The 24,535-nt window shown below is 57.9% G+C and carries 26 protein-coding genes; 12 read left to right on the forward strand and 14 right to left on the reverse strand.

What is annotated here, in order from left to right:
- Positions 1 to 280: 280 nt before the first annotated feature.
- Positions 281 to 2,554: an NADP-dependent malic enzyme gene (locus ACR0AW_RS13920; RefSeq protein ID WP_170732895.1), complete on the reverse strand. Its 2,274-nt coding sequence runs from the start codon at positions 2,552 to 2,554 to the stop codon at positions 281 to 283.
- 196 nt (positions 2,555 to 2,750) lie between these two features.
- Between ACR0AW_RS13920 and ACR0AW_RS13925 the strand changes: the two genes are divergently transcribed.
- From ACR0AW_RS13925 to upp, 7 genes are all read left to right on the forward strand, one after another.
- The gene (locus tag ACR0AW_RS13925) at positions 2,751 to 3,455 is read left to right on the forward strand and encodes a hypothetical protein (RefSeq protein ID WP_170732894.1); all 705 of its coding nucleotides are present in this window, start codon (positions 2,751 to 2,753) and stop codon (positions 3,453 to 3,455) included.
- Entirely contained in the window at positions 3,418 to 4,521 is a 1,104-nt protein-coding gene (locus ACR0AW_RS13930) for a cupin domain-containing protein (protein WP_170732893.1), read from the forward strand. The genes ACR0AW_RS13925 and ACR0AW_RS13930 overlap by 38 nt, the downstream gene beginning before the upstream one ends.
- A gap of 104 nt (positions 4,522 to 4,625) precedes the next feature.
- Complete coding sequence (locus tag ACR0AW_RS13935; protein WP_170391936.1) at positions 4,626 to 5,018, forward strand: cytidine deaminase; 393 nt, start codon at positions 4,626 to 4,628, stop codon at positions 5,016 to 5,018.
- 4 nt (positions 5,019 to 5,022) lie between these two features.
- Positions 5,023 to 6,330: a thymidine phosphorylase gene (locus tag ACR0AW_RS13940; RefSeq protein WP_170733100.1), complete on the forward strand. Its 1,308-nt coding sequence runs from the start codon at positions 5,023 to 5,025 to the stop codon at positions 6,328 to 6,330.
- On the forward strand, positions 6,327 to 7,538 hold the full coding sequence (locus tag ACR0AW_RS13945; protein ID WP_170732892.1) for a phosphopentomutase: 1,212 nt from the start codon (positions 6,327 to 6,329) through the stop codon (positions 7,536 to 7,538). Before ACR0AW_RS13940 ends, ACR0AW_RS13945 begins: the two co-directional genes overlap by 4 nt.
- Positions 7,535 to 8,521, forward strand: coding sequence for an adenosine deaminase (locus ACR0AW_RS13950; protein ID WP_170732891.1), 987 nt, complete (start codon positions 7,535 to 7,537; stop codon positions 8,519 to 8,521). The genes ACR0AW_RS13945 and ACR0AW_RS13950 overlap by 4 nt, the downstream gene beginning before the upstream one ends.
- Positions 8,518 to 9,150, forward strand: coding sequence for a uracil phosphoribosyltransferase (gene upp / locus ACR0AW_RS13955; RefSeq protein WP_170732890.1), 633 nt, complete (start codon positions 8,518 to 8,520; stop codon positions 9,148 to 9,150). Before ACR0AW_RS13950 ends, upp begins: the two co-directional genes overlap by 4 nt.
- A 3-nt stretch (positions 9,151 to 9,153) precedes the next feature.
- On the opposite strand, the gene ACR0AW_RS13960 is transcribed toward upp, so the two are convergent.
- Positions 9,154 to 10,167, reverse strand: coding sequence for a hypothetical protein (locus ACR0AW_RS13960; protein WP_170420887.1), 1,014 nt, complete (start codon positions 10,165 to 10,167; stop codon positions 9,154 to 9,156).
- A 147-nt stretch (positions 10,168 to 10,314) separates the two neighbouring features.
- Between ACR0AW_RS13960 and ACR0AW_RS13965 the strand changes: the two genes are divergently transcribed.
- Entirely contained in the window at positions 10,315 to 11,253 is a 939-nt protein-coding gene (locus ACR0AW_RS13965) for a DMT family transporter (protein WP_170732889.1), read from the forward strand.
- A 209-nt stretch (positions 11,254 to 11,462) separates the two neighbouring features.
- Positions 11,463 to 12,239 carry a Hint domain-containing protein gene (locus ACR0AW_RS13970; protein ID WP_480439192.1) on the forward strand — a complete coding sequence of 259 codons (777 nt, stop codon included), beginning with the start codon at positions 11,463 to 11,465 and terminating at the stop codon, positions 12,237 to 12,239.
- 53 nt (positions 12,240 to 12,292) lie between these two features.
- Here ACR0AW_RS13970 and ACR0AW_RS13975 read toward each other — a convergent pair whose 3' ends face one another.
- The 8 genes from ACR0AW_RS13975 to ACR0AW_RS14010 all read right to left on the reverse strand — a co-directional run bounded on the left by ACR0AW_RS13975 (position 12,293) and on the right by ACR0AW_RS14010 (position 19,897).
- Positions 12,293 to 14,494, reverse strand: coding sequence for a 3-hydroxyacyl-CoA dehydrogenase NAD-binding domain-containing protein (locus tag ACR0AW_RS13975; protein WP_170732888.1), 2,202 nt, complete (start codon positions 14,492 to 14,494; stop codon positions 12,293 to 12,295).
- Positions 14,487 to 14,975, reverse strand: a complete 489-nt coding sequence (locus ACR0AW_RS13980) for a cupin domain-containing protein (RefSeq protein ID WP_170594818.1) — start codon at positions 14,973 to 14,975, stop codon at positions 14,487 to 14,489. Before ACR0AW_RS13980 ends, ACR0AW_RS13975 begins: the two co-directional genes overlap by 8 nt.
- Positions 14,975 to 16,186, reverse strand: coding sequence for an acetyl-CoA C-acetyltransferase (locus ACR0AW_RS13985; protein WP_170420896.1), 1,212 nt, complete (start codon positions 16,184 to 16,186; stop codon positions 14,975 to 14,977). The genes ACR0AW_RS13980 and ACR0AW_RS13985 overlap by 1 nt, the downstream gene beginning before the upstream one ends.
- Before the next feature lie 12 nt (positions 16,187 to 16,198).
- Entirely contained in the window at positions 16,199 to 16,837 is a 639-nt protein-coding gene (locus ACR0AW_RS13990; RefSeq protein WP_170662045.1) for a glutathione S-transferase, read from the reverse strand.
- A gap of 31 nt (positions 16,838 to 16,868) precedes the next feature.
- A complete protein-coding gene (locus ACR0AW_RS13995) occupies positions 16,869 to 17,081 on the reverse strand; it encodes a hypothetical protein (RefSeq protein WP_170391916.1) in 213 nt (70 codons plus the stop codon).
- Between the two features lie 53 nt (positions 17,082 to 17,134).
- A complete protein-coding gene (locus tag ACR0AW_RS14000; protein WP_170512231.1) occupies positions 17,135 to 18,916 on the reverse strand; it encodes an acyl-CoA dehydrogenase C-terminal domain-containing protein in 1,782 nt (593 codons plus the stop codon).
- A gap of 38 nt (positions 18,917 to 18,954) precedes the next feature.
- The gene (locus tag ACR0AW_RS14005; RefSeq protein ID WP_039536426.1) at positions 18,955 to 19,356 is read right to left on the reverse strand and encodes a MerR family transcriptional regulator; all 402 of its coding nucleotides are present in this window, start codon (positions 19,354 to 19,356) and stop codon (positions 18,955 to 18,957) included.
- A 172-nt stretch (positions 19,357 to 19,528) separates the two neighbouring features.
- Complete coding sequence (locus ACR0AW_RS14010) at positions 19,529 to 19,897, reverse strand: MerR family transcriptional regulator (RefSeq protein ID WP_170391912.1); 369 nt, start codon at positions 19,895 to 19,897, stop codon at positions 19,529 to 19,531.
- Positions 19,898 to 20,014: 117 nt separating this feature from the next.
- On the opposite strand from ACR0AW_RS14010, the gene ACR0AW_RS14015 reads away from it, so the two are divergent.
- From ACR0AW_RS14015 to ACR0AW_RS14025, 3 genes are read left to right on the forward strand one after another with little or no spacing between them, the layout of a single operon-like run.
- The gene (locus ACR0AW_RS14015) at positions 20,015 to 20,434 is read left to right on the forward strand and encodes a PaaI family thioesterase (protein WP_010438901.1); all 420 of its coding nucleotides are present in this window, start codon (positions 20,015 to 20,017) and stop codon (positions 20,432 to 20,434) included.
- 1 nt (position 20,435) lies between these two features.
- A complete protein-coding gene (locus ACR0AW_RS14020; protein WP_170635955.1) occupies positions 20,436 to 20,954 on the forward strand; it encodes a PaaI family thioesterase in 519 nt (172 codons plus the stop codon).
- A 2-nt stretch (positions 20,955 to 20,956) separates the two neighbouring features.
- Positions 20,957 to 22,273 (forward strand): MATE family efflux transporter, encoded by a 1,317-nt coding sequence (locus ACR0AW_RS14025; protein WP_170732886.1) that lies wholly within the window; start codon positions 20,957 to 20,959, stop codon positions 22,271 to 22,273.
- Here the strand turns inward: ACR0AW_RS14025 and arsC are convergent.
- From arsC to ACR0AW_RS14045, 4 genes are read right to left on the reverse strand one after another with little or no spacing between them, the layout of a single operon-like run.
- Complete coding sequence (gene arsC, locus ACR0AW_RS14030; RefSeq protein WP_170732885.1) at positions 22,270 to 22,611, reverse strand: arsenate reductase (glutaredoxin); 342 nt, start codon at positions 22,609 to 22,611, stop codon at positions 22,270 to 22,272. The two genes, ACR0AW_RS14025 and arsC, sit on opposite strands and share 4 nt — an antisense overlap.
- Positions 22,608 to 23,666 carry a quinone-dependent dihydroorotate dehydrogenase gene (locus tag ACR0AW_RS14035; RefSeq protein ID WP_170732884.1) on the reverse strand — a complete coding sequence of 353 codons (1,059 nt, stop codon included), beginning with the start codon at positions 23,664 to 23,666 and terminating at the stop codon, positions 22,608 to 22,610. The genes arsC and ACR0AW_RS14035 overlap by 4 nt, the downstream gene beginning before the upstream one ends.
- Positions 23,663 to 24,094 carry a DUF1330 domain-containing protein gene (locus ACR0AW_RS14040; RefSeq protein ID WP_170732883.1) on the reverse strand — a complete coding sequence of 144 codons (432 nt, stop codon included), beginning with the start codon at positions 24,092 to 24,094 and terminating at the stop codon, positions 23,663 to 23,665. The genes ACR0AW_RS14035 and ACR0AW_RS14040 overlap by 4 nt, the downstream gene beginning before the upstream one ends.
- Entirely contained in the window at positions 24,091 to 24,429 is a 339-nt protein-coding gene (locus tag ACR0AW_RS14045; protein WP_170732882.1) for a DUF952 domain-containing protein, read from the reverse strand. Before ACR0AW_RS14045 ends, ACR0AW_RS14040 begins: the two co-directional genes overlap by 4 nt.
- Positions 24,430 to 24,535: the final 106 nt, after the last annotated feature.

Raw genomic sequence — 24,535 nt, forward strand, 5'->3', positions numbered from 1 at the left:
TCCTCCCAAATTCCTTGTGCTATGTGTTAGGCATCGTGGATGTTTCGAGCAAGCGATGCGCATAACGGCGCGTCAGTTTATCGCAAAATCTTTGCAGAACCTTGCAGTTTGGCTTGCAAATTTTTGCAAATCCTCTGATCTGAGCAGACTTCTGAGCGTCATATGTAAGGATTTGCAAATCTGCAAATTTATTGCTGCAAATGTGCTGGCGCTAAAAGAATCAAACCGGGCACCTAATCTGGTGCCCGGTCATGTATACGTAATGATATTGGCGCTGGGCTTATCCGTAGTGCGCGACTGGCGTACCTGCGATGGCCGCCATGTTCAGCAGTCCCCTGGCCGTAATCGAGGGCGTTACGATATGCGCCTTGTTTCCCATTCCCATGAGGATTGGACCTACCTCAAGCCCGTCCGCTTTCATCTTCAGGATATTGCGCACACCGCTTGCCGCATCCGCATGGGCGAAGATCAGGACATTTGCAGAGCCTTCCAAACGCGAGTTCGGGAAGATACGTGCACGCAATTCAGGATCCAAAGCCAGATCAAGGTTCATCTCGCCTTCATAGCTGAAGTCGCGTGGCTCGGAATCGAGAATTTCAAGCGCAGCCCGCAGCCGCTTGCCTGATCCCTCGGCCTGATTGCCGAATTGCGATTGCGAACAAAATGCGATCTTGGGTTCCAACCCGAACCGCCGCACGTGACGAGCAGCTCCAATGGTGGATTCGGCAAGTTCTTCTGGTGTCGGCAATTGTCTTACATGCGTGTCTGCAATGAACAGAGGGCCATCTTCCAGAATCATCAGCGAAAGCGCGCCATGCGGGCGCAAATCGCCATCATCCAGAACCTGTTCGACATAGTTAAGATGCCAGCGATACTCACCAAAAGTGCCACAGATCATGCTGTCTGCCTCACCGCGATGCACCATGATTGCTGCAATCGCGGTATTGTTGGTCCGCATGATGGCTTTGGCCAGATCCGGAGTGACCCCCCGACGCTGCATTATTTGATGGTACGAATTCCAATAATCGTAGTAACGGGGATCGTCCTGAGGGTTCACGATTTGAAAATCCTGCCCCGGTCGTACTGTCAGGCCCAGCCTTTCGCACCGTGCGCTGATCACGTCCGGTCGCCCGATCAGGATCGGGGTTTCTGTGGTTTCTTCCAATATCGCTTGCGCAGCCCTTAAAACACGTTCGTCTTCGCCTTCTGCGAAGACAATTCTACGCGATGCGACGGCTGCGGCTTCGAACACTGGCCGCATCAGCAGCGCAGATTTGAACACGGTCTGGTTCAGGCGTTCTTTATAGGCTTCAAGATCATCAATGGGTCGTTTTGCGACCCCGCTCTTCATAGCAGCCTGTGCTACCGATGAGGAAACGACCCCAACGAGGCGCGGGTCGAAGGGTTTTGGGATCAGGTAATCTGGACCAAAAGTCAGCTGCTCACCCTTATAGGCCGCCGCGGCTTCGGCGCTGGTCGTCGCGCGAGCCATGTCGGCGATGCCGTCGACGCAGGCGATCTGCATCTCGTCGTTGATTTCAGTCGCGCCTACGTCCAGGGCGCCTCGGAAGATAAACGGGAAGCACAACACATTGTTCACTTGGTTCGGAAAATCGCTGCGACCGGTTGCAATGATCGCGTCAGGGGCAACTTCGCGCGCCGCCTGTGGCAGGATTTCCGGAGTTGGGTTGGCCAGCGCAAAGATGATCGGGGTCTTGGCCATCTTCTCGACCATCTCAGGCTTGAGCACATTTGGTCCGCTCAGCCCCAGAAACAGATCGGCACCTCCGATCACATCATCCAGAGTGCGCAGATCGGTTTTCTGCGCGAACTGATCCTTGTGCGGGTTCATATCCTCGGCGCGACCTTCATAGACCAACCCGTGAATGTCACAGAGCCAGATATTCTCGCGTTTGACGCCGAGCTTCACCAACATGCTGAGGCAGGCGATCCCGGCAGCACCGCCGCCGGTCGAAACTACTTTGATATCCTCGAAGCTCTTTCCTGCCACATACAGGGCGTTCTTCGCTGCGGCACCAACAACGATTGCCGTGCCGTGCTGATCGTCATGAAACACCGGGATGTTCATCCGTTCCCGGCACAGTTTTTCGACAATAAAACAATCCGGTGCCTTGATATCTTCAAGGTTGATCGCGCCAAATGTGGGCTCCAGAGCACAGACGATATCTGCCAGCTTTTCTGGGTCAGGCTGATCCACCTCGATATCAAAGCAATCGATGCCTGCGAACTTTTTGAACAGGACGGCCTTGCCTTCCATCACCGGTTTCGAGGCCAATGCGCCTATATTCCCAAGGCCCAGAACTGCGGTGCCGTTTGACACAACTGCAACAAGATTGCCGCGGGCCGTGTATTTCTCAGCATTGGCGGCGTTGTTCTTTATCTCAAGACTGGCTTCGGCGACGCCTGGCGAATATGCCCGCGCAAGGTCCCGACCATTTGCCATTGGTTTGGTTGCCTTGATCTCAAGCTTTCCGGGCTTTGGATGCGCATGATAGTCAAGCGCGGCCTGTCTCAGGTTCGGTGTGTCAGACATCGGTAATACAACTCCGTTCCAATATTCGTTTGATGGTTAAACTATTTCTCAGCGCTTGGCTATGTCGCCTCGGACCGAAGTCAGAGACAGGCCTCACGGATACGTTAACGAAACGTTGGTTGAGAGTTGCTGCATCGTTTTTATGTACAGCCAATTCCGGGGAACCTGACGGACACCAGAAGCGGCGGACCTTATCATGCGCCATGAAGACAAAGCTTGTGCTAGTGCGCAATTTGCCAACCCTTCAATCAGGATTGGTGCCAATCGGAATGTCTTCTTTGTTGTGCTTGTTTCGGCGGTTTCATTTCTTTTTGTGGTTATGATTTGGCCCGAAGCGGCTGCGGCTTTCAACCAAGAAGGTGGGTTGATTGAGACGATATCGGCCACTGCGTTACTGGTTTCCGGGCTGGTCGCGTTGACGCGTTTCCGAGGCATCTCGCGGCTGTATATCGGATTGGTCTGCCTGCTGTTGGCCGAGCGCGAATTGGAGGCAGAGGTGTACACAGAAGGCAGCGCGCCTTTCGTGGTGCTAAACTGGATTGATTTATTGCTTGATGTGACTGCAGTAAGGATCGCTTTGGCTGCGATCGTCATTGGTGGATTGTTCTGGCATGGGATACCGAACGGAATTAAGGCACTTAAGATCCGCGCGCCTTTTTTGATGATTTTTTTCCTGGCCGGAAGTGTTGCGGTGCTGGCTCAGCTTCTTGAGGAAATCAGCGGATTGTTCGACGAATACCTTTCGGTTGCGATGGCTACACGTTTGTTCGTGATGGAAGAAACGCTGGAGATGTACTTTTCGATTGGCATTTTGGCTGCTGTTCTGATCGGATGGCCAAAACCAAAATCCGAAGAGAAACAGAATGACCAGCAATACCGGCGACTCCCTCACGCGCGCTGAAATCCGACTGCCGACGCAGGAACTGCGCAACGATATCCCGTTTTATACCAAGGTACTGGGGATGCGGATGGATATGATCTATCCGGCAGATGACCCTCGGGTTGCCGTGTTCTCTGGTCACGGTCTGCGCTTGCGGGTCGAGAAAGATGCAGCTGAAGCGGCGGGAACGTTGCGCATTCTGACATCCGATCCAGAGGGTTTTGCAGAAGGTCAACGAAGTCTTGTAGCCCCAAACGGCACCCGGATCGAGATTGACGAGTTGAACCCGCCGCTGGTCATGCCGGATACGGTCCACTCTTTTGTTGTCCGTAGGCTCAAGGATCAGGCGCCGTGGATCATTGGACGGGCAGGGATGCACTATCGCGATCTCGTGCCGGACCGGCTGGGCGGATCGATTATCGCCAGCCATATACGTATCCCAGATGGTGGTCCTGTGCCCGATATGGTGCATTTCCACAAAGTCGGATTTCAGCTGATCTTCTGCATCCACGGCTGGGTCGATGTGGTCTACGAAGATCAGGGCGACAAGATGCGCCTGACGGCAGGCGATTGCTTTATTCAGCCGCCTGAAATCCGCCACCGCGTGCTGGAAGCGTCAGACAACGTTCAGGTGATCGAGATTGGTGTCCCAGCCGAGCATGTCACGGAGATTGATCATGAGATGGAACTGCCCACACCGCATTTCCGCCCGGATCGGGAATGGGATGGGCAGCGGTTCGTTTACAATCAGGCGAACGGGGCAGAATGGGTGCCATTCCGTTTGCCCGGTTACATCTGTCGTGACACGACGATTGCCGAGAATACCAAAGGCGTGGCGGGCGTTCAGGTCGTGCGCCGGGGCGAGGGTAACCCTCAATGGGCCAGCCACGACACCGACATACACTTTACCTTCGTGATAACCGGCGAGGTGACACTTGAGGGTGAAGGGCGCGAGCCCTATCAGTTGGAACAGGGCGATGCCTTCGTCATCCCGCCGGGAATGCGAACGCGGCTGTCGGAGCCCTCGCAGGATGTGGAACTGCTTGAGGTGACTTTGCCGGGGACCTTCAACACGACGTTGGGTTAGGGCCATGAAGAAGTGGATAATGGCGTCAAGGGGGCTTCAATTCCCCCGTCGCTTTCCAGTAGGGTATGATATTCTGACCAGATGATCAAAAATTGGGATTCGCCATGTCTTTGAAAGATGCAGCTTTGGCCGTTCGGGAAAATGCCCACGCGCCTTATTCGAATTTCAAGGTCGGGGCGGCGATCCGGTCCAGTTCAGGTGTGATCTATTTTGGCTGCAATGTCGAAAATATTGCTTACCCCGAAGGTACGTGCGCCGAGGCCGGGGCAATCGCGGCAATGGTCGCCGCTGGTGAAAAAGAACTGACCGAGGTCTACGTGGTCGCCAGCAGCCCGCAGCCGGTGCCCCCATGTGGTGGATGCCGTCAGAAACTGGCCGAATTCGGCAATGGGGATGTGGTCGTTACGATGGCGACGGTTGATGGTCTGGAAACCAAAACCACGATTGCCGATCTGTTGCCCGGTGCGTTCGACGCGTCGCATATGGAGGATGTCTGACTTCATGGATGCGCGCTCGATCATCGCCAAACTTCGCCGTCAGGAAGTACCAACTGGCGACGAACTAATGTGGTTCGCGCAAGGCCTGGCCGATGGTGGCGTCAGTGACGCGCAGGCCGGGGCCTTTGCGATGGCTGTCTGTATGGGCGGTCTGGGGGCCAATGGGCGGGCTGATCTGACTGTTGCCATGCGCGACAGCGGCGAGGTGCTGACGTGGGATTTGGACGGGCCGGTGGTCGATAAACATTCGACCGGTGGCATTGGCGATTGCGTCAGCCTGCTGCTTGCCCCGGCTTTGGCGGAATGCGGGGCGTATGTGCCGATGATCTCGGGGCGTGGTCTGGGCCATACCGGGGGCACTCTGGACAAGCTCGAGGCCATACCGGGAGTGACCACTCAGATCGGGCAGGCGCGACTGACGCAAGTGCTGAAAGACACAGGGGCAGCCATCGTGGGGGCAACGGGCCAGATCGCCCCTGCGGACAAGCGGCTGTATGCGGTGCGCGATGTGACGGCGACGGTGGAGAGCCTTGACCTGATTACGGCATCAATCCTGTCCAAGAAGCTGGCGGCTAGCCCGGATGCGTTGGTTCTGGACGTTAAGGTGGGCAGCGGCGCGTTCATGAAGACACTCGATGAGGCACGCAATTTGGCGCAGGCCTTGACCGAAACAGCTAATGCCGCTGGTTGCCGGACTTCCGCCGTGATCACCGACATGAGTCAGCCCCTTGCGTCCGCGCTGGGCAACGCGCTGGAGGTGGCTGAGGTGATGAAGGCGCTAACCAGCGGGCAGGGATCGCCTTTGGCGGAAATCTCGGCCGAGTTGGGGGGCGTTCTCATGGCGGATGCCGGTATGTGCGCTACGGCAGAGGAAGGGAACGCCAGAATAACCCAAGTGATCCGCGACGGCCGTGCAGCCGAACGGTTCGGACGCATGATGGCTGCCGTGGGTGGACCGGTGCATTTCGTTGACACATGGGATCGGTTTTTGCCGGAGGCCAATGTGATCCGGGAAGTTCACGCTCCGCATGGCGGATATGTCTCGTCTATTGATGGCGAGGCGCTGGGCCTCGCGGTTGTGGCCCTAGGCGGTGGGCGCCAGATCGAGAGCGATGAGATTGATCCGGCGGTTGGCCTGTCGGGCATTCTGAGGGTCGGGGATAAGGTGACCAAAGGCGCTCCGTTGGCGGTTGTTCATGCGGGGCGGGAAGATGCGGCGCAAAGGGCTGCGGCGGTGGTATTGGATGCTATTTCGCTGAGTGACGAACCGGTCGCGCAACCGCCGCAAATCCACGAAAGGATCTGCGCATGAGCCGCGCTTTCCTTGTGGTAATGGACTCGGTTGGTATCGGCGGCGCGCCGGATGCCGATCAGTTTTACAACGGCACCAAACCCGATACAGGCGCGAATACATTGGCTCACATAGCACAAGCTTGTGCCGAGGGGCGCGCGGAAGAAGGGCGGAGCGGACCGTTGCAACTGCCCAATCTGGATGCCTTGGGGCTGGGGGCGGCGACCCGTCTGGCCTCGGGCGCACCGACGCCGGGCCTTGAGGCTGCGCCCACGGGGCTTTGGGGTTGCGCCCGTGAACACTCACCCGGCAAGGATACGCCTTCGGGGCATTGGGAACTGGCAGGTTTGCCAGTGCCATGGGATTGGCACTATTTCCCGGACACCCGACCCGCATTTCCCGAAACCCTAAGTATAGCCGCTGCCAAGGCCGCAGGGACCGACGGTATTTTGGGCAATCGCCATGCCTCGGGGACGACGATCATCTCGGAACTGGGGGCCGAGCATATACGTACCGGCTGGCCGATCTGCTACACGTCTGCCGATAGCGTATTCCAGATTGCCGCCCATGAAGACAGCTTTGGGCTCGACCGCCTGCTGGATATGTGCCGCACCCTTGCGCCGCGATTGCACGAGATGAAAGTGGGCCGCGTTATCGCCCGGCCGTTTGTCGGAACGCCCGAAAAGGGGTTCACCCGGACAACCAACCGCAAGGATTTTGCCATCGTTCCACCTGAACCCGTTCTTACGAATTGGGCACAGGATGCCGGTCGCCGTGTGCATGCGGTGGGCAAGATTGGCGATATATTTTCAATGCAGGGGATCGACACGCTGCGAAAGGGTTCGGACGCAGAGTTGATGCACCACCTTTCGGACCTCGTTGATGAGGCGGAAGAGGGCAGTCTGACATTTGCAAACTTTGTCGAGTTCGACAGTCTGTATGGCCATCGGCGCGATATCAGCGGCTATGCCCGTGCGCTGGAATGGTTCGATCGTGAAATTGGCGCGATCCTACAAAAACTGCGCCCCGGTGATCTGATGCTATTGACCGCAGACCACGGCAACGACCCCAGTTGGAGCGGCACTGACCACACCCGTGAACAAGTGCCCGTGCTGATCGCAGGGCAGGGCATGGGCGAGATCGGTCCCGTGAACTTTGCCGATATCGCCGCCAGTATCGCGCACCACCTGAACATACCGGTGCAAGGGCCGGGAAGGACTTTTATATGACAGTCGCTGACCTGCCTAAGATCGAATTACATTTGCACCATGAAGGCGCCGCTCCGCCTAGCTTCATACGCCAACTGGCCCATGAGAAACGAGTGGACCTGAGCGGGATATTCAAACCCGACGGCTCTTATGATTTCCGCGACTTTGCCCATTTCCTTAGCGTTTATGAGGCTGCGTGCGAGGTGCTGAAAACGCCCGAAGATTTCCGCCGCCTGACGCTGGCCATTCTGGAAGAGAGCGCCGCGAATGGTGTGGTGTATTCCGAAACATTCCTTAGCCCGGATTTCTGCGGCGGTGGCGATTTGCATGCATGGAAGGATTACCTGACTGCGATTCAGGACGCCGCAGACGAGGCCGAGCGCAAATTCGGGATCACCCTGCGTGGTGTCATCACTTGCGTGCGCCATTTTGGACCCGAGCAAGCCAAGGCCAGCGCTCATTGTGCGGCTGAAACCGCAGGTGACTGGATTACCGGATTTGGAATGGGCGGCAACGAATCCGTCGGAACGCAGGGCGATTTCAAATGGGCCTTTGACTGCGCGCGCGAGGCTGGGTTGCGATTGACGACCCATGCCGGTGAATTTGGCGGTCCAGAGAGTGTTCGGGATGCCGTCCGTGATCTGGGGGTCGAGCGCGTAGGCCATGGCGTCCGCGCCATCGAAGACCCGGATCTTGTGTACGAGTTAGTTGATCGGGGCACTACGCTTGAGGTCTGCCCTGGTTCAAACGTGGTCCTGGGACTGTTTCCTGATTTTGCCGCCCATCCCATCGCGAAATTGCGTGATGCAGGCGTCAACGTCACGGTATCCACTGACGATCCGCCGTTTTTTCATACCACGATGCGGCGCGAATATGAGATGCTGAATGCAGCGTTCGGCTGGCAAGCCGAAGATTTTGCTGCCCTGAATGAAACAGCCCTGAACGCGGCCTTTTGCGATGAAGAGACCCGCGCGCGGGTCAAGAAAAGACTGGAGACATCATGAGCGATCACCTGACCGTCGTCAACCACCCATTGGTGCAGCACAAATTGACGCTCATGCGGGACAAAGGCACCTCAACCGCTGTGTTCCGGCAGTTGCTGCGCGAGATCACGCTTTTGCTGGCTTATGAGGTCACCCGCGAGATGCCGCTGACCACCCGCCATATCGAAACCCCGATGGAAGAAATGGACGCACCCATTCTGGCGGGCAAGAAACTGGCGCTGGTATCGATCCTGCGGGCCGGAAACGGGATGCTGGACGGCGTGCTGGAGCTTATCCCCTCTGCCCGAGTGGGGTTCGTGGGGCTTTATCGGGATGAAGAGACGCTAAAGCCGGTCCAATACTATTTCAAAGCTCCCGAGGGTTTGACGGACCGTTTGGTCATTGCTGTTGATCCGATGCTGGCAACCGGCAACAGCTCGGCTGCGGCCATTGATTTGCTGAAAAAGCAGGGGGCGAAAGATATCCGCTTTCTATGCCTGCTGGCTGCCCCCGAGGGCGTCGCGCGCATGAAAGAGGCGCACCCAGATGTCAAAATCGTCACGGCCGCGCTGGATCGTGAGCTGAACTCAAAGGGTTACATTATGCCTGGACTAGGTGACGCTGGCGACCGGATGTTCGGGACCAAATAGGTGCTATTGCCCGCAGATATTCTGTAGCCGGACCCAATCGCGGTCGGGCAGCACCTGTTCCAAAGTACGACCCGCCATCGGATCGGCTTCTATCAATCCAAGAACGGACTCGCCTGTGATATCAAGCGCATAGGCGTATGGGGTCGAGGGCAGGGCGGTCTGTGCAAAAACCGCGAGCAGCACGTCATCGCTTAGCTGCGGCTGTGGACCGGATAGAACCTGCTCGGTGTAGGTGTCCACGATCTCGGGCGTCAATTCGCCGGTGGTCAGCAACCGAAATGCGGCACTCGGGCCTGTACGGTCCAACAGATCGTCCAGCGGTTCCTGCTGAGTTGCCCGCGCGCGCGCGGCTATGATGTATCCGGCGGCAACGGCTGGGTCTTCGTGATCTTCGACCAGTGCCCGGTTTAGCAGTACGGTTCCACCCGGCAGGCTCAGGCTGTCAGGCAGACCTGCTGGTAGGATCACGATTTGGCGGACACCGGTGCGGCGCGCCAGCTGATCCAGCGACGCTTGCGCATCAGGCGAAGAGCAAGCCTTGCCTGACACCCTTTCGATCCGCTGCAGGATTGCATCGCCGATTTCTTGTTGCTTGACCTCTGGCACTACCGAAACAACATGGCGCTGCAGTGCGCTGGGTAGCCAAAACAAAAGCACTGCCAAGACCGCCAGAACAACCCCTGCAACGCTGAGCCAACGCAGCCGTCCGGGATGTGGTCTGGCACGGTCGATGGCGCGCTGCAGCCGGTCAATTGCTTCGATCATTGTGGTTTCAGATTCTGCAAGCTCCAGTGTTTCGCCGGGATCGCCGTCGGGATTGAATATCGCGGGATAGGTTCCGGGGTTTTGTCGCTCTAGCGCCGCCAGCGACCAATGGGTCAGCGCGCTGTCATTGAAGTCAGAAATCGTCAGAGTGGCTTCACCAATCGATACGACTACTTCGCGCCGTTGCTCATCGGGCGAGGGACGCCACAGACCGGTGGCTTCGATCCGCTGGTACTGTTTGAGTGCGGTCATCGGGTAATGCTGCTCGAATATTATTTTGCGCCAAGCTTAGCATGGCGAAAACCAGCGGCGCAAACCTGTTGCGCAGTGTTTGTGAAATGTGCTGAGTGTGCCGGGTAAGTTTCGGCCAGAACGGGCTGATTAAGGGCAGAGGCGCGGATGCAGTCACAACAACAAACCCATTCAATCATGGCGTCGTTGCTGATGGTTGCGGCCATGTCTATTATCGGCGTGATCGACAATTTCGTGATCCGCGTGGCCGAGAGCGTGGGGCTTTGGCAGTTTCACCTAAGTCGCGCCTTACTGATGCTGCCGCTGATCGCGGTGTTGTCGATATTGGGTTTGGGCACCTTGAGACCCCGGCGGATTGGTGTCGTCGCGGTGCGCAGCGTGTTGATCACGCTGGCAATGCTTTTCTATTTCAGCGCGCTGGCATTGATGCCCATCGCTCAGGCGCTTGCCGGGTTATTCACATCGCCGATGTTCGTGCTGTTGATTTCGGCCCTTTTGTTGAAGCAGCGCATAGGTCCCTGGCGGATCGTGGCTGTTTTATTGGGGTTTTCGGGAATTCTGTGCGTATTGCAGCCGGACCCGACATCATTTGACGTAAAGACGCTACTGCCAGTCGCTGGTGGCTTCATTTACGCACTCAGCGCTGTTGTAACGCGCACCCACTGTTCCGACGAAAGCACTGTTGCGCTGCTGGCGGCGATGGTTGTCACACTGGGGCTTGCGGGGGCGATCGGACTGATCTGGCTTGCCCTGTTTCCGGTTGGCGTGCCAGTCGGGCCGGATGGCTTCGCGATGCGCGGTTGGGTTTGGCCGATGCAAGACGCGTTGCCTTGGGTAGTGGTTCAGGCCGTGGGCTCAACAATTGCCGTTTTTATGCTGATCAAAGCCTATCAACTGGGTGAGCCATCATATGTCGCAGTCTTTGAATACTCGGTCATGATATTTGGCCCGCTCTTTGCCTGGGTGGCGTTTGGGCAGTCCGTCGGGCAGATGCAAATTATCGGTATTGGCATGATCGCCTCTGCCGGAGTGCTGCTTGGGTGGCGGGAGCGGCGGATATCCTCGCTACAGCAGGCGGCGCAGTAAGAACGGAATAGAATCGGCTTGTATCCGTCATAGTATCGTTTCGAGATGCATATCAAAGCCCGTTCGGAATACTGATTTGTTTATTCAAAACCAGTAAATTGCGGCGAAACTGACCTAATTTGGCCTCAAATGTGGCAAAACTAAGTCCAATTGAGGCACAACTCTAAGACCTTCTGAGTTGTTTGAAGGTGCCAACAGGGGGACGGCACGTGTTAGAGTTAGTGAGTGTTTCGGGGTATTCGAAACGTGAAGTTAAAGGCCGACAGGCCTTTGTGGGACAGGCCGCATCAGCGCGTCGTGGGGGATTGCTGCACGGAACCAAAGTGTCCACAACAGGGGGCTGGAAACGGGTCGAAAGACTGGTTGCAGGTGATCTGGTGCGGACACGGGACCATGGGTTCAAAGAACTGAGGCGCGTTTGCGTCGACCGCATTGTTGTGGCTGGAGACGAGCGTCGGCCCGAGCATCTGCCGATCCTTGTGCCATCCCGAGCAGCTTATAATGGGCGCCCAGTCTGGCTGATGCCGGAACAGGGTATGGCATTGGATCAAGGCAAGCTTGGTGTTGGAATCGAGGGGGTCTCGATCATTCCAGCTCGAATGCTCAGCGGGGTGGGGCGTCTTGAATCCAGCACGCCTGCGCAGTCATTCGATGTCACGTCATTATTCTTTGACGAGGATGAGCTGGTTTTTATCGAGGGCGGATTTCAGGCTTATTGCCCGTCCGGTCGCATGAATACCGGGTCAAGTCGAAACCCTGAGGCCTATGAAGTCGCGGATGCTGAACACGCCGATCTTCTGATCGAGGCCGTGACCGGCAAAGGGAACCTTTCGGCTTTGACCAACCCGTTGGCCGCGTTACCTGCACCCATTCCGCAAGAACCGATTTTCCCGATTCGGCCTGCGTTGGGCGTACGTCGACCCGGGCGACCGGGGCGGCCCAATATGCCTGCGCTGTTCTTGCGGCCTGAATGGCAGCTGCAATAGTACGTGAATAAGAATAAAGCAGGCGCATGGGTTCATGCGCCTGCTTTGTCTGTTCAGGCGGCCTGTGCTTCGGGGTTGAAGCGGCCATAGAAGCTCTGACCTTTTTCCGCCATCTCACGCAGCAGCGGCGGGCAGGTAAAGCGCTCACCATAGGCTTCGGTAAGTTGATCGCAGCGTTCGGCGGCGTAGGGCGTACCAATGATGTCCAACCAGCTGAGCGGGCCACCGGACCACGGCGCAAAGCCCCAGCCAAGTATCGCACCCACGTCGCCCTCGCGGATGTCTTCCAGAACACCCTCTTCTAGCGCACGGACGGCTTCCAGAACCTGTGCGAACATCAGACGTTCCTGCACTTCGATCAGGTCGGGCTGGTTTGCGGCATGTGGGTATTTGTCCTGCAGGCCCTTCCAATACTCGACGCGTTTGCCCTTGTCGTCATAGTCGAAGAAACCTGCATTGGCCTTGCGACCCAGACGACCTTGTTCTTCCATCCAAAAGATCAGATCATCGCCCGGATTTTCCGGGTAAGCGTTGCCCATAGCTGCCTTAGTAGCGCGGGCGATCTTGGCCCCCAGGTCAATCGAGGTTTCGTCGTTCAGCTGAATGGGTCCTACGGGGAAGCCCAACTGACGCGCCGCATTGTCGATCAGAACAGGGCTGACGCCTTCGGTGATCATCCGCAGACCTTCGTTGATGTACGGAATAATGCAGCGGTTGGCGTAGAAGAAGCGCGCGTCATTGACCACGATCGGTGTCTTGCGGATTTGGCGCACATAGTCCAGCGCCTTGGCGACAGCACGATCATCGGTTTCCTTGCCTTTGATGATTTCGACCAGGAACATCTTCTCGACCGGTGAGAAGAAGTGGATGCCAATGAATTGCTCGGGCCGTACGCTGGCCCTGGCCAGATCTGTGATCGGTAGGGTCGAGGTGTTCGACGCAAAGATGCAATCCTCGGGGATGATCGCCTCGACCTTCTTGGTCATTTCAGCCTTGACGCCGGGGTCTTCGAACACGGCTTCGATGATCAGGTCGCAGCCTTTCAGGTGCTCCAGATCGGGCGTGGCGGTAATGCGGGCCAACAGGGCTTCTTTCTTCTCAGCCGTCGCTTTGCCGCGCTTGATCCCTTTATCCATGTAGCTTTCGCTATAGGCTTTGCCCTTGTCGGCAGCCGCCTGATCGCGGTCGATCAGAACGACCTCCATCCCGGCCTGTGCCGAGACTAGCGCGATACCAGCCCCCATCATGCCGGCGCCCAGAACGCCGATCTTCTTGACCCGCTGATCGGGCACGTCCTTGGGCCGCACTGCGCCTTTCTCCAGCGCCTCCTTGTTCAGAAACAGCGACCGGATCATCGCTGACGAAGACGGGTTCATGAGCACGTTGGTGAACCAGCGCGCCTCAATCTTCAAGGCGGTGTCAAAGTCAACCAATGCGCCTTCGTAGATTGAACTCAACAGAGCCTTGGCCGCTGGGAAGGCACCTTGAGTCTTGCCGTTCACCATGGCGCTTGCGCCGACGAAGGTCATGAAACCTGCGGGGTGGTAGGGTGCGCCGCCGGGCATCTTGTAGCCCTTGGCATCCCACGGCTTTACCAGATCAGCTTCCTTGGCGTTCAGTACCCATTCCTTGGCCGCCGCAACCGGATCATCCGCCACCGCGTCGATCAGTTGTGCGCCTTTGGCCTTCTTCGGGTCCATCATCTTGCCTTCAAGCAAGACGGGTGCCGCCGCCATTGCGCCGACCATACGGCTGTAGCGCATGGTGCCGCCTCCACCGGGGAAGATACCCAGCAGAATCTCAGGCAGGCCGATCTTGGATTTCGGATTGCTGGTCATCACACGGTGATGACAGGCCAATGCGATCTCGGTCCCGATCCCTGCGCAGGTGCCGTTGATGGCACAGGCGACCGGCTTGCCGCCTTTTTTGGACTTGGGGTCCATGCCTGCCAGTTCCAGCCGACGCAGGATGTTATGGCCACTCATGACGAAATCGAACAGTGCCTGCGCGGGTTCGTCGCCGGCCTCCTGTCGGATCGTGGCGAGCGTGCTCAAGTCCATGCCGCCTGCAAACGACCCTTCTTTGCCACTGGTGATAACGATGCCCTTGATCTCATCATCCGCCAGCGCCTGATCGATCAGATCACCGACCAGAGTGAAGGCCTCGCGCGACAGGACGTTCATGGATTTGCCGGGAACGTCCCAGGTGATGAAGGCGACGCCATCGGCGTCTTTGCTGAGGGTGAAATCAGTCATTGTCATCTCCAATCTGGTCAGCCGTCAGCGGGCTGCCATCCTTGCGAGTGAAAGAGAATCCGTTCTCATCATCTTTCACCATCATGTCTATATCGCTGTAATAGCCGGTCTCTGTCGGGGTCCGGGTGCCCACCACCAGAAAGGTTGCGGGCGCGTCGGTTTTGTTCACAAGGTGATGGCCATTGGTCTCACCTGCAGGCCAAGCGGCGCAGTCACCGGGCAGCATCTCATGCTCGCCATCATCATCGATCAGCATGCATTTGCCGCTGAGCATGATGGCAAACTCGTCCTGCTCCATGTGGTAATGGCGCAGCGAGGATAGCCCCGAGGGCTCCAAACGTACGATGTTGACCCCGTATTGGGTCAGCCCGCCTGCATCTCCGACGCGCTGGACAAAACGACCCGCGGTGGCCTCGGCTAACTTGCCGGGATAAGATGAACCGCCTTTGAACGGTATCTGAGAAAGATCCAGTTTGGGCATCAGACGCGCTCGATAATTGTTGCCGCACCCATACCGGATGCGATGCAGAGCGTGGCCAGACCGGTTTCCTTGTCCTGACGCTCCAGCTCGTCCAGCAGCGTACCGATAATCATCGCGCCGGTTGCACCCAGCGGGTGACCCATCGCGATCGAGCCGCCGTTGACGTTAACCAGCGCCGGATCAACATCAAACGCCTGCTGGAACCGAAGCACGACCGAGGCGAAGGCTTCGTTGACTTCGAAAAGGTCCAGATCACCGATTTTCATTCCGTTGTCGGCCAGAATTTTCTCAGTCACCGGAACCGGACCGGTCAGCATTATGGTCGGATCAGTGCCGATCTTGGCAGTTGCCTTGATGCGCGCGCGCGGCTTAAGGCCGTATTTCTCGCCGAACTCCTTATTGCCGATCAGCACAGCGGCCGCACCGTCCACGATGCCCGAGCTGTTGCCCGCGTGGTGTATGTGGTTGATCCGCTCAAGATGCGGGTATTTGATCATCGCCACCTTGTCGAAGCCCGGCATCTGCTCACCCATCATTGCGAAAGACGGGTTCAGCGCGCCAAGCGACTGCATGTCTGTGCCGGGACGCATGTACTCGTCGCGGTCCAGAATGGTCAGACCGTTCTGATCTTTGATGGTGATCACCGACTTTTCAAACCGATTGTCTTCCCAAGCCGCTGCTGCGCGTTTTTGGGATTCAACGGCCAGAGCATCGGCATCATCGCGGCTGAACCCATATTCAGTTGCGATTATGTCAGCCGAGATACCTTGCGGCACAAAATAGGTTTCCATCGCCAACGACGGGTCAACGGCAATCGCCGCACCATCGCTGCCCATGGCCACCCGGCCCATCATCTCGACACCGCCTGCGATATAGGCTTCACCCGCGCCGCCTTTGACCTGGTTTGCCGCCAAGTTCACAGCTTCCATGCCCGAGGCGCAGAAACGGTTGATCGCCAGACCGGGGATCGATTCATCTAGATCCGAAGCCAGAACTGCCGAGCGCGCCAGACAGCCGCCTTGCTCCATCACCTGCGTGACGTTGCCCCAGATCACGTCTTCCACGGCGTGACCTTCCAGATTATTGCGCTCTTTCATTGCGTTCAGGGTCAGGGCGGACAGGCGCACCGAGGTTACCTCGTGCAGGCTGCCATCCTTGCGGCCCTTGCCGCGCGGAGTGCGCAGGGCGTCATAGATATAGGCTTCGGTCATGGGGTCTTCTCCTTAAGCTCGATCCGACGGGTTGCCGGGCATCAGGTCGTAGGGGTGTTTCCAACCGGGCTGTTCGCTAAGGCGCGTCAGCCAGGCATCGATGTTGGGCCAGTCGGCGCGATCAAAGCCAAATGGTTCGGGATAATAGAGGTAGCCGCAGCAGCTGATATCAGCATTGGTCACGCCGTCACCAACGATCCAGTCGCGGCCTTCAAGATGGGCGTTCAGTGTCTGATAAGCAGCCTTGAGGCGACCCTGATTGAACGCGATCACATCCGGGTTGCGGTGCTTTTCGGGCAGGAAGTTAATCAGGAAACGGGTCAGCCCGGCCATTGAGCTAAGCTTGTGATTGTCCCACAGAACCCATCGGAAAATCTCGTAGTTCTGATCACGATCCTTGCCGCCGAATTTGCCGGACTTCTCGGTGACATAGGCCTGGATTGCCCCAGACTGACTGGTGCGAAAATCGCCATCGACCAGTACGGGTGCTTCGCCCATTTCGTTCACTTCGGCCCGGAATTCAGGGGTGCGCGTTGCGCCGTTGAAAAAGTCGACAAAGACCGCCTCCCACTCCAGACCCGACATCTCAAGCGCCAGAGCGGCTTTGTAGCTGTTTCCGCTTTCACCGAAGCAATGCAGTTTGATGGTCATTTGGGCGCCCCTCCCAAGGCGTATTGCGCGTTCAGCGCTTTCTTGCGTCCAGCTCGGAGTTGAAGATGCGCAATCTGTGCGTCAGGTTCTCGTGATCAATCACGCTATTGAAATTCTCGAACAGGAACGACAAAGCCTCACCTTCATCCAATCCCGCCTCTCGCGCGAATCCGCGGAGTTTGCGATAGCCATCCTCGGTCATGGCGACGGGAAAGCGGCGGGTCAGGCGAAAGCGTTTTGGCATCTTGTCTCCTCCAAGGGTGGGTTCGGGCTACGACGCCCGAGCCCACACTGAGATCAGAAGTTCGCTGCGTCCAGCGCCATTACCGTGTCCGCTCCGGTTTGGATGCGCGCCAAATGCATGGCTGTCGCGGGCAGGCGACGGGCCATGTAGAAGCGACCGGTATTGATCTTGGTCTCGTAGAACTCTTTGTCTGAGGCGCCACCATCCAGCGCTTCGCGAGCGGCTTTCGCCATCTGAGCCCACATCAGGCCCAGGCAAACATGACCAAACATGTGCATGAAGTCATACGAACCGGACAGCGCGTTGTTAGGGTTCTTCATGCCTTCCTGCATGAAGTACATGCCAGCGGCTTGCAGGTCCTTGGACGCGGCCTTCAGCGGTTCGATGAACGCTTTGTCATAAGCTTCATCCTTGCCGGCATTTTCCTTGCAGAAGGTTTTAACCATCTCAAAGAACGCCATGACATGCTTGCCGCCATCCTGCGCCAGCTTCCGGCCAACAAGATCCAACGCCTGAACGCCGTTTGCGCCTTCGTAGATCATCGCGATGCGGGCGTCGCGGGTGTATTGCGACATGCCCCATTCTTCGATGTAGCCATGGCCGCCATAGACCTGCTGCGCCTGAACGGTCATGTCGTAGCCTTCATCCGTCAGGAAGCCCTTGATGACCGGTGTCAGCAGCGAGATCAGCCCGTCCGCATCCTTGTCACCCGAGCGGTGCGCCTTGTCGATCATGGTTGCGCCCCACAGGATGAATGCGCGTGCGCCCTCGGTGAAGCTTTTCTGATCCATCAGGTTGCGGCGAATGTCGGGGTGTACGATCAGCGGATCGGCGGGGCCGTCCGGGTTCTTCACACCTGTTACGTCGCGGCCCTGCAGGCGGTCTTTGGCGTATTCGACGGCGTTTTGATACGCTGCCTCGGCCTGGGACAGGCCTTGCATGCCCACACCCAGACGCGCTTCGTTCATCATCGTGAACATGGCGCGCATGCCTTTGTGCTCGTCGCCCAGCAGCCAGCCGGTGGCCTCGTCATAGTTCATGACGCAGGTCGAATTGCCGTGGATGCCCATCTTTTCCTCGATCTTGCCGACCGAAACACCATTCCGCTCGCCCGGAGTACCGTCTTCGTTCACGATAAACTTCGGGACAATAAACAGCGACACACCTTTGATGCCCTCGGGTCCGCCTGGAATTTTGGCCAGCACCAGGTGAATGATGTTGTCGGCCATGTCGTGATCGCCCGCAGAGATAAAGATTTTCTGACCGGAAATCTTGTAGCTGCCATCGTCCTGCGGCTCGGCTTTGGTACGCATAAGCCCCAGATCGGTGCCGCAATGCGGTTCGGTCAGGTTCATGGTGCCGGTCCATTCGCAGCTGACCATATTGGGCAGGTACGTGTTCTTCTGCTCGTCGGTTCCGTGCGCCAGAATGGCTGAGGCTGCGCCGTGGGTCAGGCCCTGATACATCACAAACGCCTGGTTCGCGCCCGAGAACATTTCGCCTACCGCAGTACCCATCACATAAGGCATGTTCTGGCCGCCATACTCTTCCGGCATGTCGAGGCCAGTCCAGCCGCCTTCTTTCATCTGCTCGAAGGCATCTTTGAAACCTGTTGGGGTGTACACAATCCCGTTTTCCAACCGGCACCCTTCGATGTCCCCAACCACGTTCAGCGGGTGCAACACATTGGTGGCAACTTTGCCCGCTTCTTCCAGAACCGCGCCGGTAAACTCGGCCTCCAGTTCATCATAGCCGGGGATATCCGACTGCGAGACTTTCAGAACATCGTGCAGGATGAACTGCGTATCTTTGGTTGGCGCGTTATAGACGGGCATGTGAAGCTCCCTTAATTCATATGTCCGAAAGGCCGGGCTTATTCGGCGGCCTTCTTTTCCTGTTTCATCGAGGCGATAACCTTTTCGCCCCAGCGCAACTGCTCTTTTAGTTCGTCAATGGCCTGCGTCAGCTCTTCGCGGCGCGATTCCATGTCAGCAAGGCGCTCGCACGCGATTTCATAAGTGCGGGACATCTGGGTCAGCTGCTGGTCACCCACGTGGTACAGGTCCAGAAGCTGGCGGATCTCTTCGAGGCTGAAGCCAAAGCGCTTGCCGCGCAGGATCAGTTTCAGGCGTGCACGATCCCGTTTGGTGAACAAGCGCTTTTGGCCCTCGCGGATCGGAAACAAAAGCTCTTTGGCCTCGTAGAACCGCAATGTGCGGGGCGTGACATCATAGGTCTCGCACATTTCGCGGATGGTCAGCAGATCTTCGGTCATGGTTCAAACTCTCATCACTGGCGTCATGCAATCTGAGTTGCGCAGTCGATGAGCGTTTTACAACACACAAGTGACGTTTACGTAATGCGGACGCTGCGTCACAAAATAGTTGACGTAACATCCAGTCGCGTAAGCAGGGGTTTCGGCAATTTTCTTGCCGTAGGGGAAGGGGCTATTTCAGCAGGCCGACGGTCTGATCGCGCAATTGCTGAAGCGCATCCATTGCTTCATCCAACTGCGCGCGCTGCTGGCGCAGCTCTTCCATTTGACGATCGGCCATCTCGATAAAGGTCGCCATCTGCGCCTGATTGCCCTGATCTTCGTAGATCAGCAGCCACTGGCGAATCTCTTCCAAAGGAAATCCAAACTTTCGACCACGCATGATCAGTTTCATCCGGGCGCATTCACGAGGCCCGTAAAACCGCGATCTGCCTTCACGATCAGGCTGCAGCAATTCGATGTATTCGTAATAGCGCAGGGTGCGTGGGGTCACGTCGAACTCGGCGCACATTTCTTTGAATGACAAACGGGTGTCGGACATTCCGGGTCTCCTTGGCAGCAACCTAGGGCGTCGTTGCGGCAAGCGCAACAGGTGGGCTTGCCCTTGGTGTAAACGCAGGCCCATAAAGGGGCAGGTACAAGGACAGGACCCAACCCCATGGTCGATAAGACAGTTTTAGCGCGCCAGTTCATCGAGGCGATTCCGCACGCCAAGGCCTTGGGGCTTGATCTGACCCACATCGGAGAGGGTGAGGCTGAAATCTCGATGCCCTATAACGAGCAACTGATCGGCGACCCTCGGACTGGCGTGATCCATGGCGGGGCTGTGTCGGCCATGCTGGATACCTGTTGCGGTGCCGCAGTGATGAGCCACCCCTCGGCCCCGGGAGGAACCGCCACCATCGATCTGCGTATTGATTACATGCGGGCCGCAACGCCGGGTCAAAGTATCCGGACCCGCGCGACCTGCTATCACATCACGCGCAACGTGGCTTTTGTGCGGGCGACGGCGACGGATGATGACAGCGACCGTCCCGTTGCCACCGCTTCAGGTGCCTTCACCGTGGAGGGTCGCTGAGATGGCAAGACCTCGCCCAGAACCTATGCAGGTGGTCAAGCAACGCCGTGATGCCGCATTGACCGCGCTGGTCGAAGGTGTGCCGTATATTCGGTTCCTCAATATAACATTCGACCGGCGGGGGGACGAACTGACGGGCGTTCTGAATTTCGATGAGAAGTTGATCGGTAATCCTTTTCTGCCCGCTATCCACGGTGGGGTGACAGCGGCGTTTCTGGAAGTCACTGCCGTAATCACGCTGAGTTGGGAACATATGTTTCCCAGGATTGAAAGCGGTGAGATCGGTGCGGAAGACATCTTGACCGACGTGAATATCCGCTTTCCCAAAACCATCGACTTCACTGTCGACTACCTGCGGTCGGGCCTGCCGCGAGACGCCTATGCGCGCGCTTTCATCAACCGCTCGGGTCGACGTTATGCCTCTGTCCGTGTCGAAGCCTGGCAAGACAATCACGCCAAACTCTTTGCGCAAGGTACGGGGCACTTCTTGATGCCGCAATCTCCGACACCGAAAGACTAAAGATGGAGGACGCCTCAGCGCCCATTACCCATAGGCGCGTCCTGAAAATCGCGTTGCCGATCGTGCTGTCGAACGCGACCGTACCGATCCTCGGGGCAGTGGATACCGGCGTTGTCGGTCAGATGGGGCAGGCCGCCCCCATCGGGGCTGTGGGTATGGGTGCGGTGATCCTGTCGGCGATCTACTGGATATTCGGCTTTCTGCGGATGGGCACCACCGGGCTGGCGGCACAGGCGCGCGGTGCAGGTGACACTGCAGAAACCGGAGCGTTGCTCATGCGAGGCTTGCTGCTGGGCGGAACAGCAGGATTGGTTTTCATTGCCGCGCAGGTTTGGGTATTCCTTGGAGCTTTTGCACTGTCGCCCGCCAGCGCCGAAGTCGAGTCTCTGACGCGCGCCTATCTGGAGATTCGCATCTGGGGCGCTCCGGCCACGATTGCCCTTTATGCGGTGACAGGCTGGCTGATCGCAGTCGAACGCACGCGAGGTGTATTCATCCTGCAGATATGGATGAATGGGCTGAACATAGCGCTGGATCTATGGTTTGTGCTTGGCCTGGGCTGGGGTGTCGAGGGCGTTGCCATCGCGACATTGATTGCCGAGTGGACGGGTCTTGCCCTGGGTTTGTGGCTTTGTGGTGATGCGTTTGGCGGCAAGCAGTGGCGGGATTGGCCGCGTATTTTTGATGCCGCACGGCTGCGCCGGATGATGCAGGTGAATGGCGATATCATGGTGCGCTCGGTTCTATTGACCGGGGCTTTCACCACGTTTTTGTTTGTCGGTTCCGATCTGGGCGACGTGAATTTGGCGGCCAATCAGGTGTTATTGCAGTTTCTCGAAATCACCGCGTTCGCTTTGGACGGATTTGCTTTCTCGGCTGAAGCTCTTGTCGGAGGAGCCGTCGGTGCTCGCGACCGCCGGAAGGTCCGGCGCGCGTCGGTTATGGCGTCTCAATGGGGCGTTGGCGGGGCCATCGGGCTTGGGCTGGTGTTTTACCTGGCAGGGCCCGCGCTGATCGATCTGATGTCGACATCGCCTGAAGTTCGTATGACGGCACGCGAGTATCTGCTCTGGGCTGCTCTGGCACCGATCATCGGAGTGGCAAGCTGGATGTTCGACGGTATCTATATCGGCGCCACCTGGACCCGCGATATGCGCAACGCGATGCTCCAGTCAGTCGCGCTGTACGTGGTTGCGTTGTTCGTGCTGGTGCCAACGATGGGCAATCATGGGCTTTGGGCCGCGCTGATGGTGTTGAACATCGCACGGGGCCTTACACTTGGTTGGCGCTATCCGCGACTTGAGGCACAGATCGCCTAAAGCAAGTCCAGCAGGTTCTCGGGCGGGCGTCCGATAGCGGCTTTGTCGCCCGCGATGGCCAGCGGACGCTCGATCAGGATCGGGTGTTCGGCCATGGCCTGAACAAGCTCCTCATCGGGTGAGGTCTTGGCCAGACCAAGCTCTTTGAACGTTTTCTCTCCGGTGCGCATCATGCTGTTCGCCGGGATATTCAGCTTGGCCAGAACCGTCCGGATTTCATCGGCCGAGGGCGCGTCTTCGAGGTATTTGCGCACCTCAGGATCTGCGCCGTTTTCCTGCAGCAACGCCAACCCCGCGCGGGATTTGGAACAGCGCGGATTGTGCCAATATTCGATCATAGCCAGTCCTCTCGTCTACTGCCCACCGCTTGCGCGACCGAATCGAAGCCGTCGCGCTCCAGCAGCGTGTCCAACCCCTGTGCGATGTCAGCGGCCAGGGAAATCCCGCCATAGACCATCGCCGTGTAGAACTGCACTGCGGACGCTCCGGCGCAGATCTTGGCATAGGCCTGTTCTGCCGTGCTGATGCCGCCGACTCCGATCAACGGGATATCTGCGCCCGTCAACTGGCTGAGCTGCGCCAGCACCCGCGTCGATTTCTCGAATAACGGCGCGCCGGACAGGCCTCCGGCCTGATCCTTGTGCGCACCGCGCAGGCCATCGCGCGACAGCGTGGTGTTGGTGGCGATCACCGCGTCCACGCCGGTTTCACGGGCGACAGCGGCGATATCCTGCAATTCGTGCTCAGTTAGATCCGGGGCGATCTTCAGGAAGATCGGGATCGGGCGGGGCAGGGCGTTTCGGGTTTCGATCACACCGCTCAGCAGCGCAGTTAGCGCTGCTTTGCCCTGCAGGTCCCGCAGCTTTTCGGTATTAGGCGAGGACACGTTGACGGTGGCAAAGTCCAAGTGCGCAGCGCAATGGGCAAGCACTTTTGCGAAGTCTCCGGGCCGATCATCACTGTCTTTGTTGGCCCCCAGGTTCAAACCGATCATCGCGTCCTTTGGACGCTGCGCCAGACGCGCGGCCATGACCTCCATTCCCTCGTTGTTGAAGCCAAAGCGGTTGATGGCGGCGCGATCTTCGGTCAGGCGGAACAAGCGCGGCTTAGGATTGCCGGGCTGCGGACGGGGTGTCACCGCCCCGACTTCGATAAACCCGAACCCGGCACGCGAAAGCGGCAACAGTGCTTCACCATTTTTGTCAAACCCTGCGGCCAGTCCGACGGGGTTGGGCAAATCCAGACCCGCGACTCGGGTCTTTAGCCGGTCCGATGTGACCGGCCCAGGCGTCGGTGCAAGCCCCGAGGTCAGGGCCTTGATCGAAAGCCCATGCGCGGTTTCCGGGTCAAGACGGTGCAGCGCAGCGAGCCCAAGTTTTTCGGTCAGTTTCATCCGAAGGAATCTCCACCCTCTGTCGGTGCGCAACGTATCAGGCGCGAGGTTTCAACGGCGGCCTGCCGGTGTATCACCGCGGCGCGATAGGCAGGGTCGGTCACCATCTCAAGAAATGCGTGGGCGGTGGGGTAGCGGGCGATGAACACAGCATCCCAAGCCTCATCCTGTGGACCGATCAGCATTGTCTGAAATGCGCCGCGCCAAAGGATCGACACTCCTATGCGGGCGACGATAGGCGCGGTTTCAGACCCGTAGTTGCCATAGGCCTGTGCGCCGGTCAGATGTGCGCCGGCCAGTGCATGATCGGACGGATACTGAGCTGTTTCGCGAAACTTCACCAGATTGAGCATCTCGATAGGATGGTCTCGATCGAGGGCCTTAAACGCCTCGAACTGTTCGCGCTCGGGATCGATGAAGCGTGTCATTCCATCTCCTGCGGGAACTGGTGCGCCTGACCGTCAAAGGGCAGATCGCGTGACCAGACCACATCCGACATTTTAATCTGGCGGTAAAGATGGGGGAATAATGCGCCACCACGCGAAACCTCCCATTTCAGATCATCGCCCATTGCTTGGCTATCACAGGCCAAGAGGGTCAGGCCCTCGACCCCGGCAAAATGCTTGGCAGCGGTTTCAGCGGCCTGTTCTGCGGTTGAGAAATGAACGAACCCGTCCGTGACATCAATCGGCGCGCCATCCGAGGCCCCTTGCGCCTGAAGGGTCGCCCATTCGTCGGCGTGGAAAATCTTGTAAATCAGCATGAAGCCCTGATGCCCCGCGCGACGGGTAGAATCAAGCTGGATTTCCCCCTTTGACTCTTCGCCGCGCAACGCGCACCATCGCGCAAAACAATCACAGGGAGTTTCA

The sequence above is a fragment of the Ruegeria sp. C5 genome (genome assembly GCF_056537605.1).

Bases quoted from the DNA above. Each gene is read 5' to 3' on its own strand.
- ACR0AW_RS13920 (WP_170732895.1), bottom strand. From the start codon at position 2,554: ATGTCTGACACACCGAACCTGAGACAGGCCGCGCTTGACTATCATGCG.
- ACR0AW_RS13925 (WP_170732894.1), top strand. From the start codon at position 2,751: ATGCGCCATGAAGACAAAGCTTGTGCTAGTGCGCAATTTGCCAACCCT.
- ACR0AW_RS13930 (WP_170732893.1), top strand. From the start codon at position 3,418: ATGACCAGCAATACCGGCGACTCCCTCACGCGCGCTGAAATCCGACTG.
- ACR0AW_RS13935 (WP_170391936.1), top strand. From the start codon at position 4,626: ATGTCTTTGAAAGATGCAGCTTTGGCCGTTCGGGAAAATGCCCACGCG.
- ACR0AW_RS13940 (WP_170733100.1), top strand. From the start codon at position 5,023: ATGGATGCGCGCTCGATCATCGCCAAACTTCGCCGTCAGGAAGTACCA.
- ACR0AW_RS13945 (WP_170732892.1), top strand. From the start codon at position 6,327: ATGAGCCGCGCTTTCCTTGTGGTAATGGACTCGGTTGGTATCGGCGGC.
- ACR0AW_RS13950 (WP_170732891.1), top strand. From the start codon at position 7,535: ATGACAGTCGCTGACCTGCCTAAGATCGAATTACATTTGCACCATGAA.
- upp (WP_170732890.1), top strand. From the start codon at position 8,518: ATGAGCGATCACCTGACCGTCGTCAACCACCCATTGGTGCAGCACAAA.
- ACR0AW_RS13960 (WP_170420887.1), bottom strand. From the start codon at position 10,167: ATGACCGCACTCAAACAGTACCAGCGGATCGAAGCCACCGGTCTGTGG.
- ACR0AW_RS13965 (WP_170732889.1), top strand. From the start codon at position 10,315: ATGCAGTCACAACAACAAACCCATTCAATCATGGCGTCGTTGCTGATG.
- ACR0AW_RS13975 (WP_170732888.1), bottom strand. From the start codon at position 14,494: ATGACTGATTTCACCCTCAGCAAAGACGCCGATGGCGTCGCCTTCATC.
- ACR0AW_RS13980 (WP_170594818.1), bottom strand. From the start codon at position 14,975: ATGCCCAAACTGGATCTTTCTCAGATACCGTTCAAAGGCGGTTCATCT.
- ACR0AW_RS13985 (WP_170420896.1), bottom strand. From the start codon at position 16,186: ATGACCGAAGCCTATATCTATGACGCCCTGCGCACTCCGCGCGGCAAG.
- ACR0AW_RS13990 (WP_170662045.1), bottom strand. From the start codon at position 16,837: ATGACCATCAAACTGCATTGCTTCGGTGAAAGCGGAAACAGCTACAAA.
- ACR0AW_RS13995 (WP_170391916.1), bottom strand. From the start codon at position 17,081: ATGCCAAAACGCTTTCGCCTGACCCGCCGCTTTCCCGTCGCCATGACC.
- ACR0AW_RS14000 (WP_170512231.1), bottom strand. From the start codon at position 18,916: ATGCCCGTCTATAACGCGCCAACCAAAGATACGCAGTTCATCCTGCAC.
- ACR0AW_RS14005 (WP_039536426.1), bottom strand. From the start codon at position 19,356: ATGACCGAAGATCTGCTGACCATCCGCGAAATGTGCGAGACCTATGAT.
- ACR0AW_RS14010 (WP_170391912.1), bottom strand. From the start codon at position 19,897: ATGTCCGACACCCGTTTGTCATTCAAAGAAATGTGCGCCGAGTTCGAC.
- ACR0AW_RS14015 (WP_010438901.1), top strand. From the start codon at position 20,015: ATGGTCGATAAGACAGTTTTAGCGCGCCAGTTCATCGAGGCGATTCCG.
- ACR0AW_RS14020 (WP_170635955.1), top strand. From the start codon at position 20,436: ATGGCAAGACCTCGCCCAGAACCTATGCAGGTGGTCAAGCAACGCCGT.
- ACR0AW_RS14025 (WP_170732886.1), top strand. From the start codon at position 20,957: ATGGAGGACGCCTCAGCGCCCATTACCCATAGGCGCGTCCTGAAAATC.
- arsC (WP_170732885.1), bottom strand. From the start codon at position 22,611: ATGATCGAATATTGGCACAATCCGCGCTGTTCCAAATCCCGCGCGGGG.
- ACR0AW_RS14035 (WP_170732884.1), bottom strand. From the start codon at position 23,666: ATGAAACTGACCGAAAAACTTGGGCTCGCTGCGCTGCACCGTCTTGAC.
- ACR0AW_RS14040 (WP_170732883.1), bottom strand. From the start codon at position 24,094: ATGACACGCTTCATCGATCCCGAGCGCGAACAGTTCGAGGCGTTTAAG.
- ACR0AW_RS14045 (WP_170732882.1), bottom strand. From the start codon at position 24,429: ATGCTGATTTACAAGATTTTCCACGCCGACGAATGGGCGACCCTTCAG.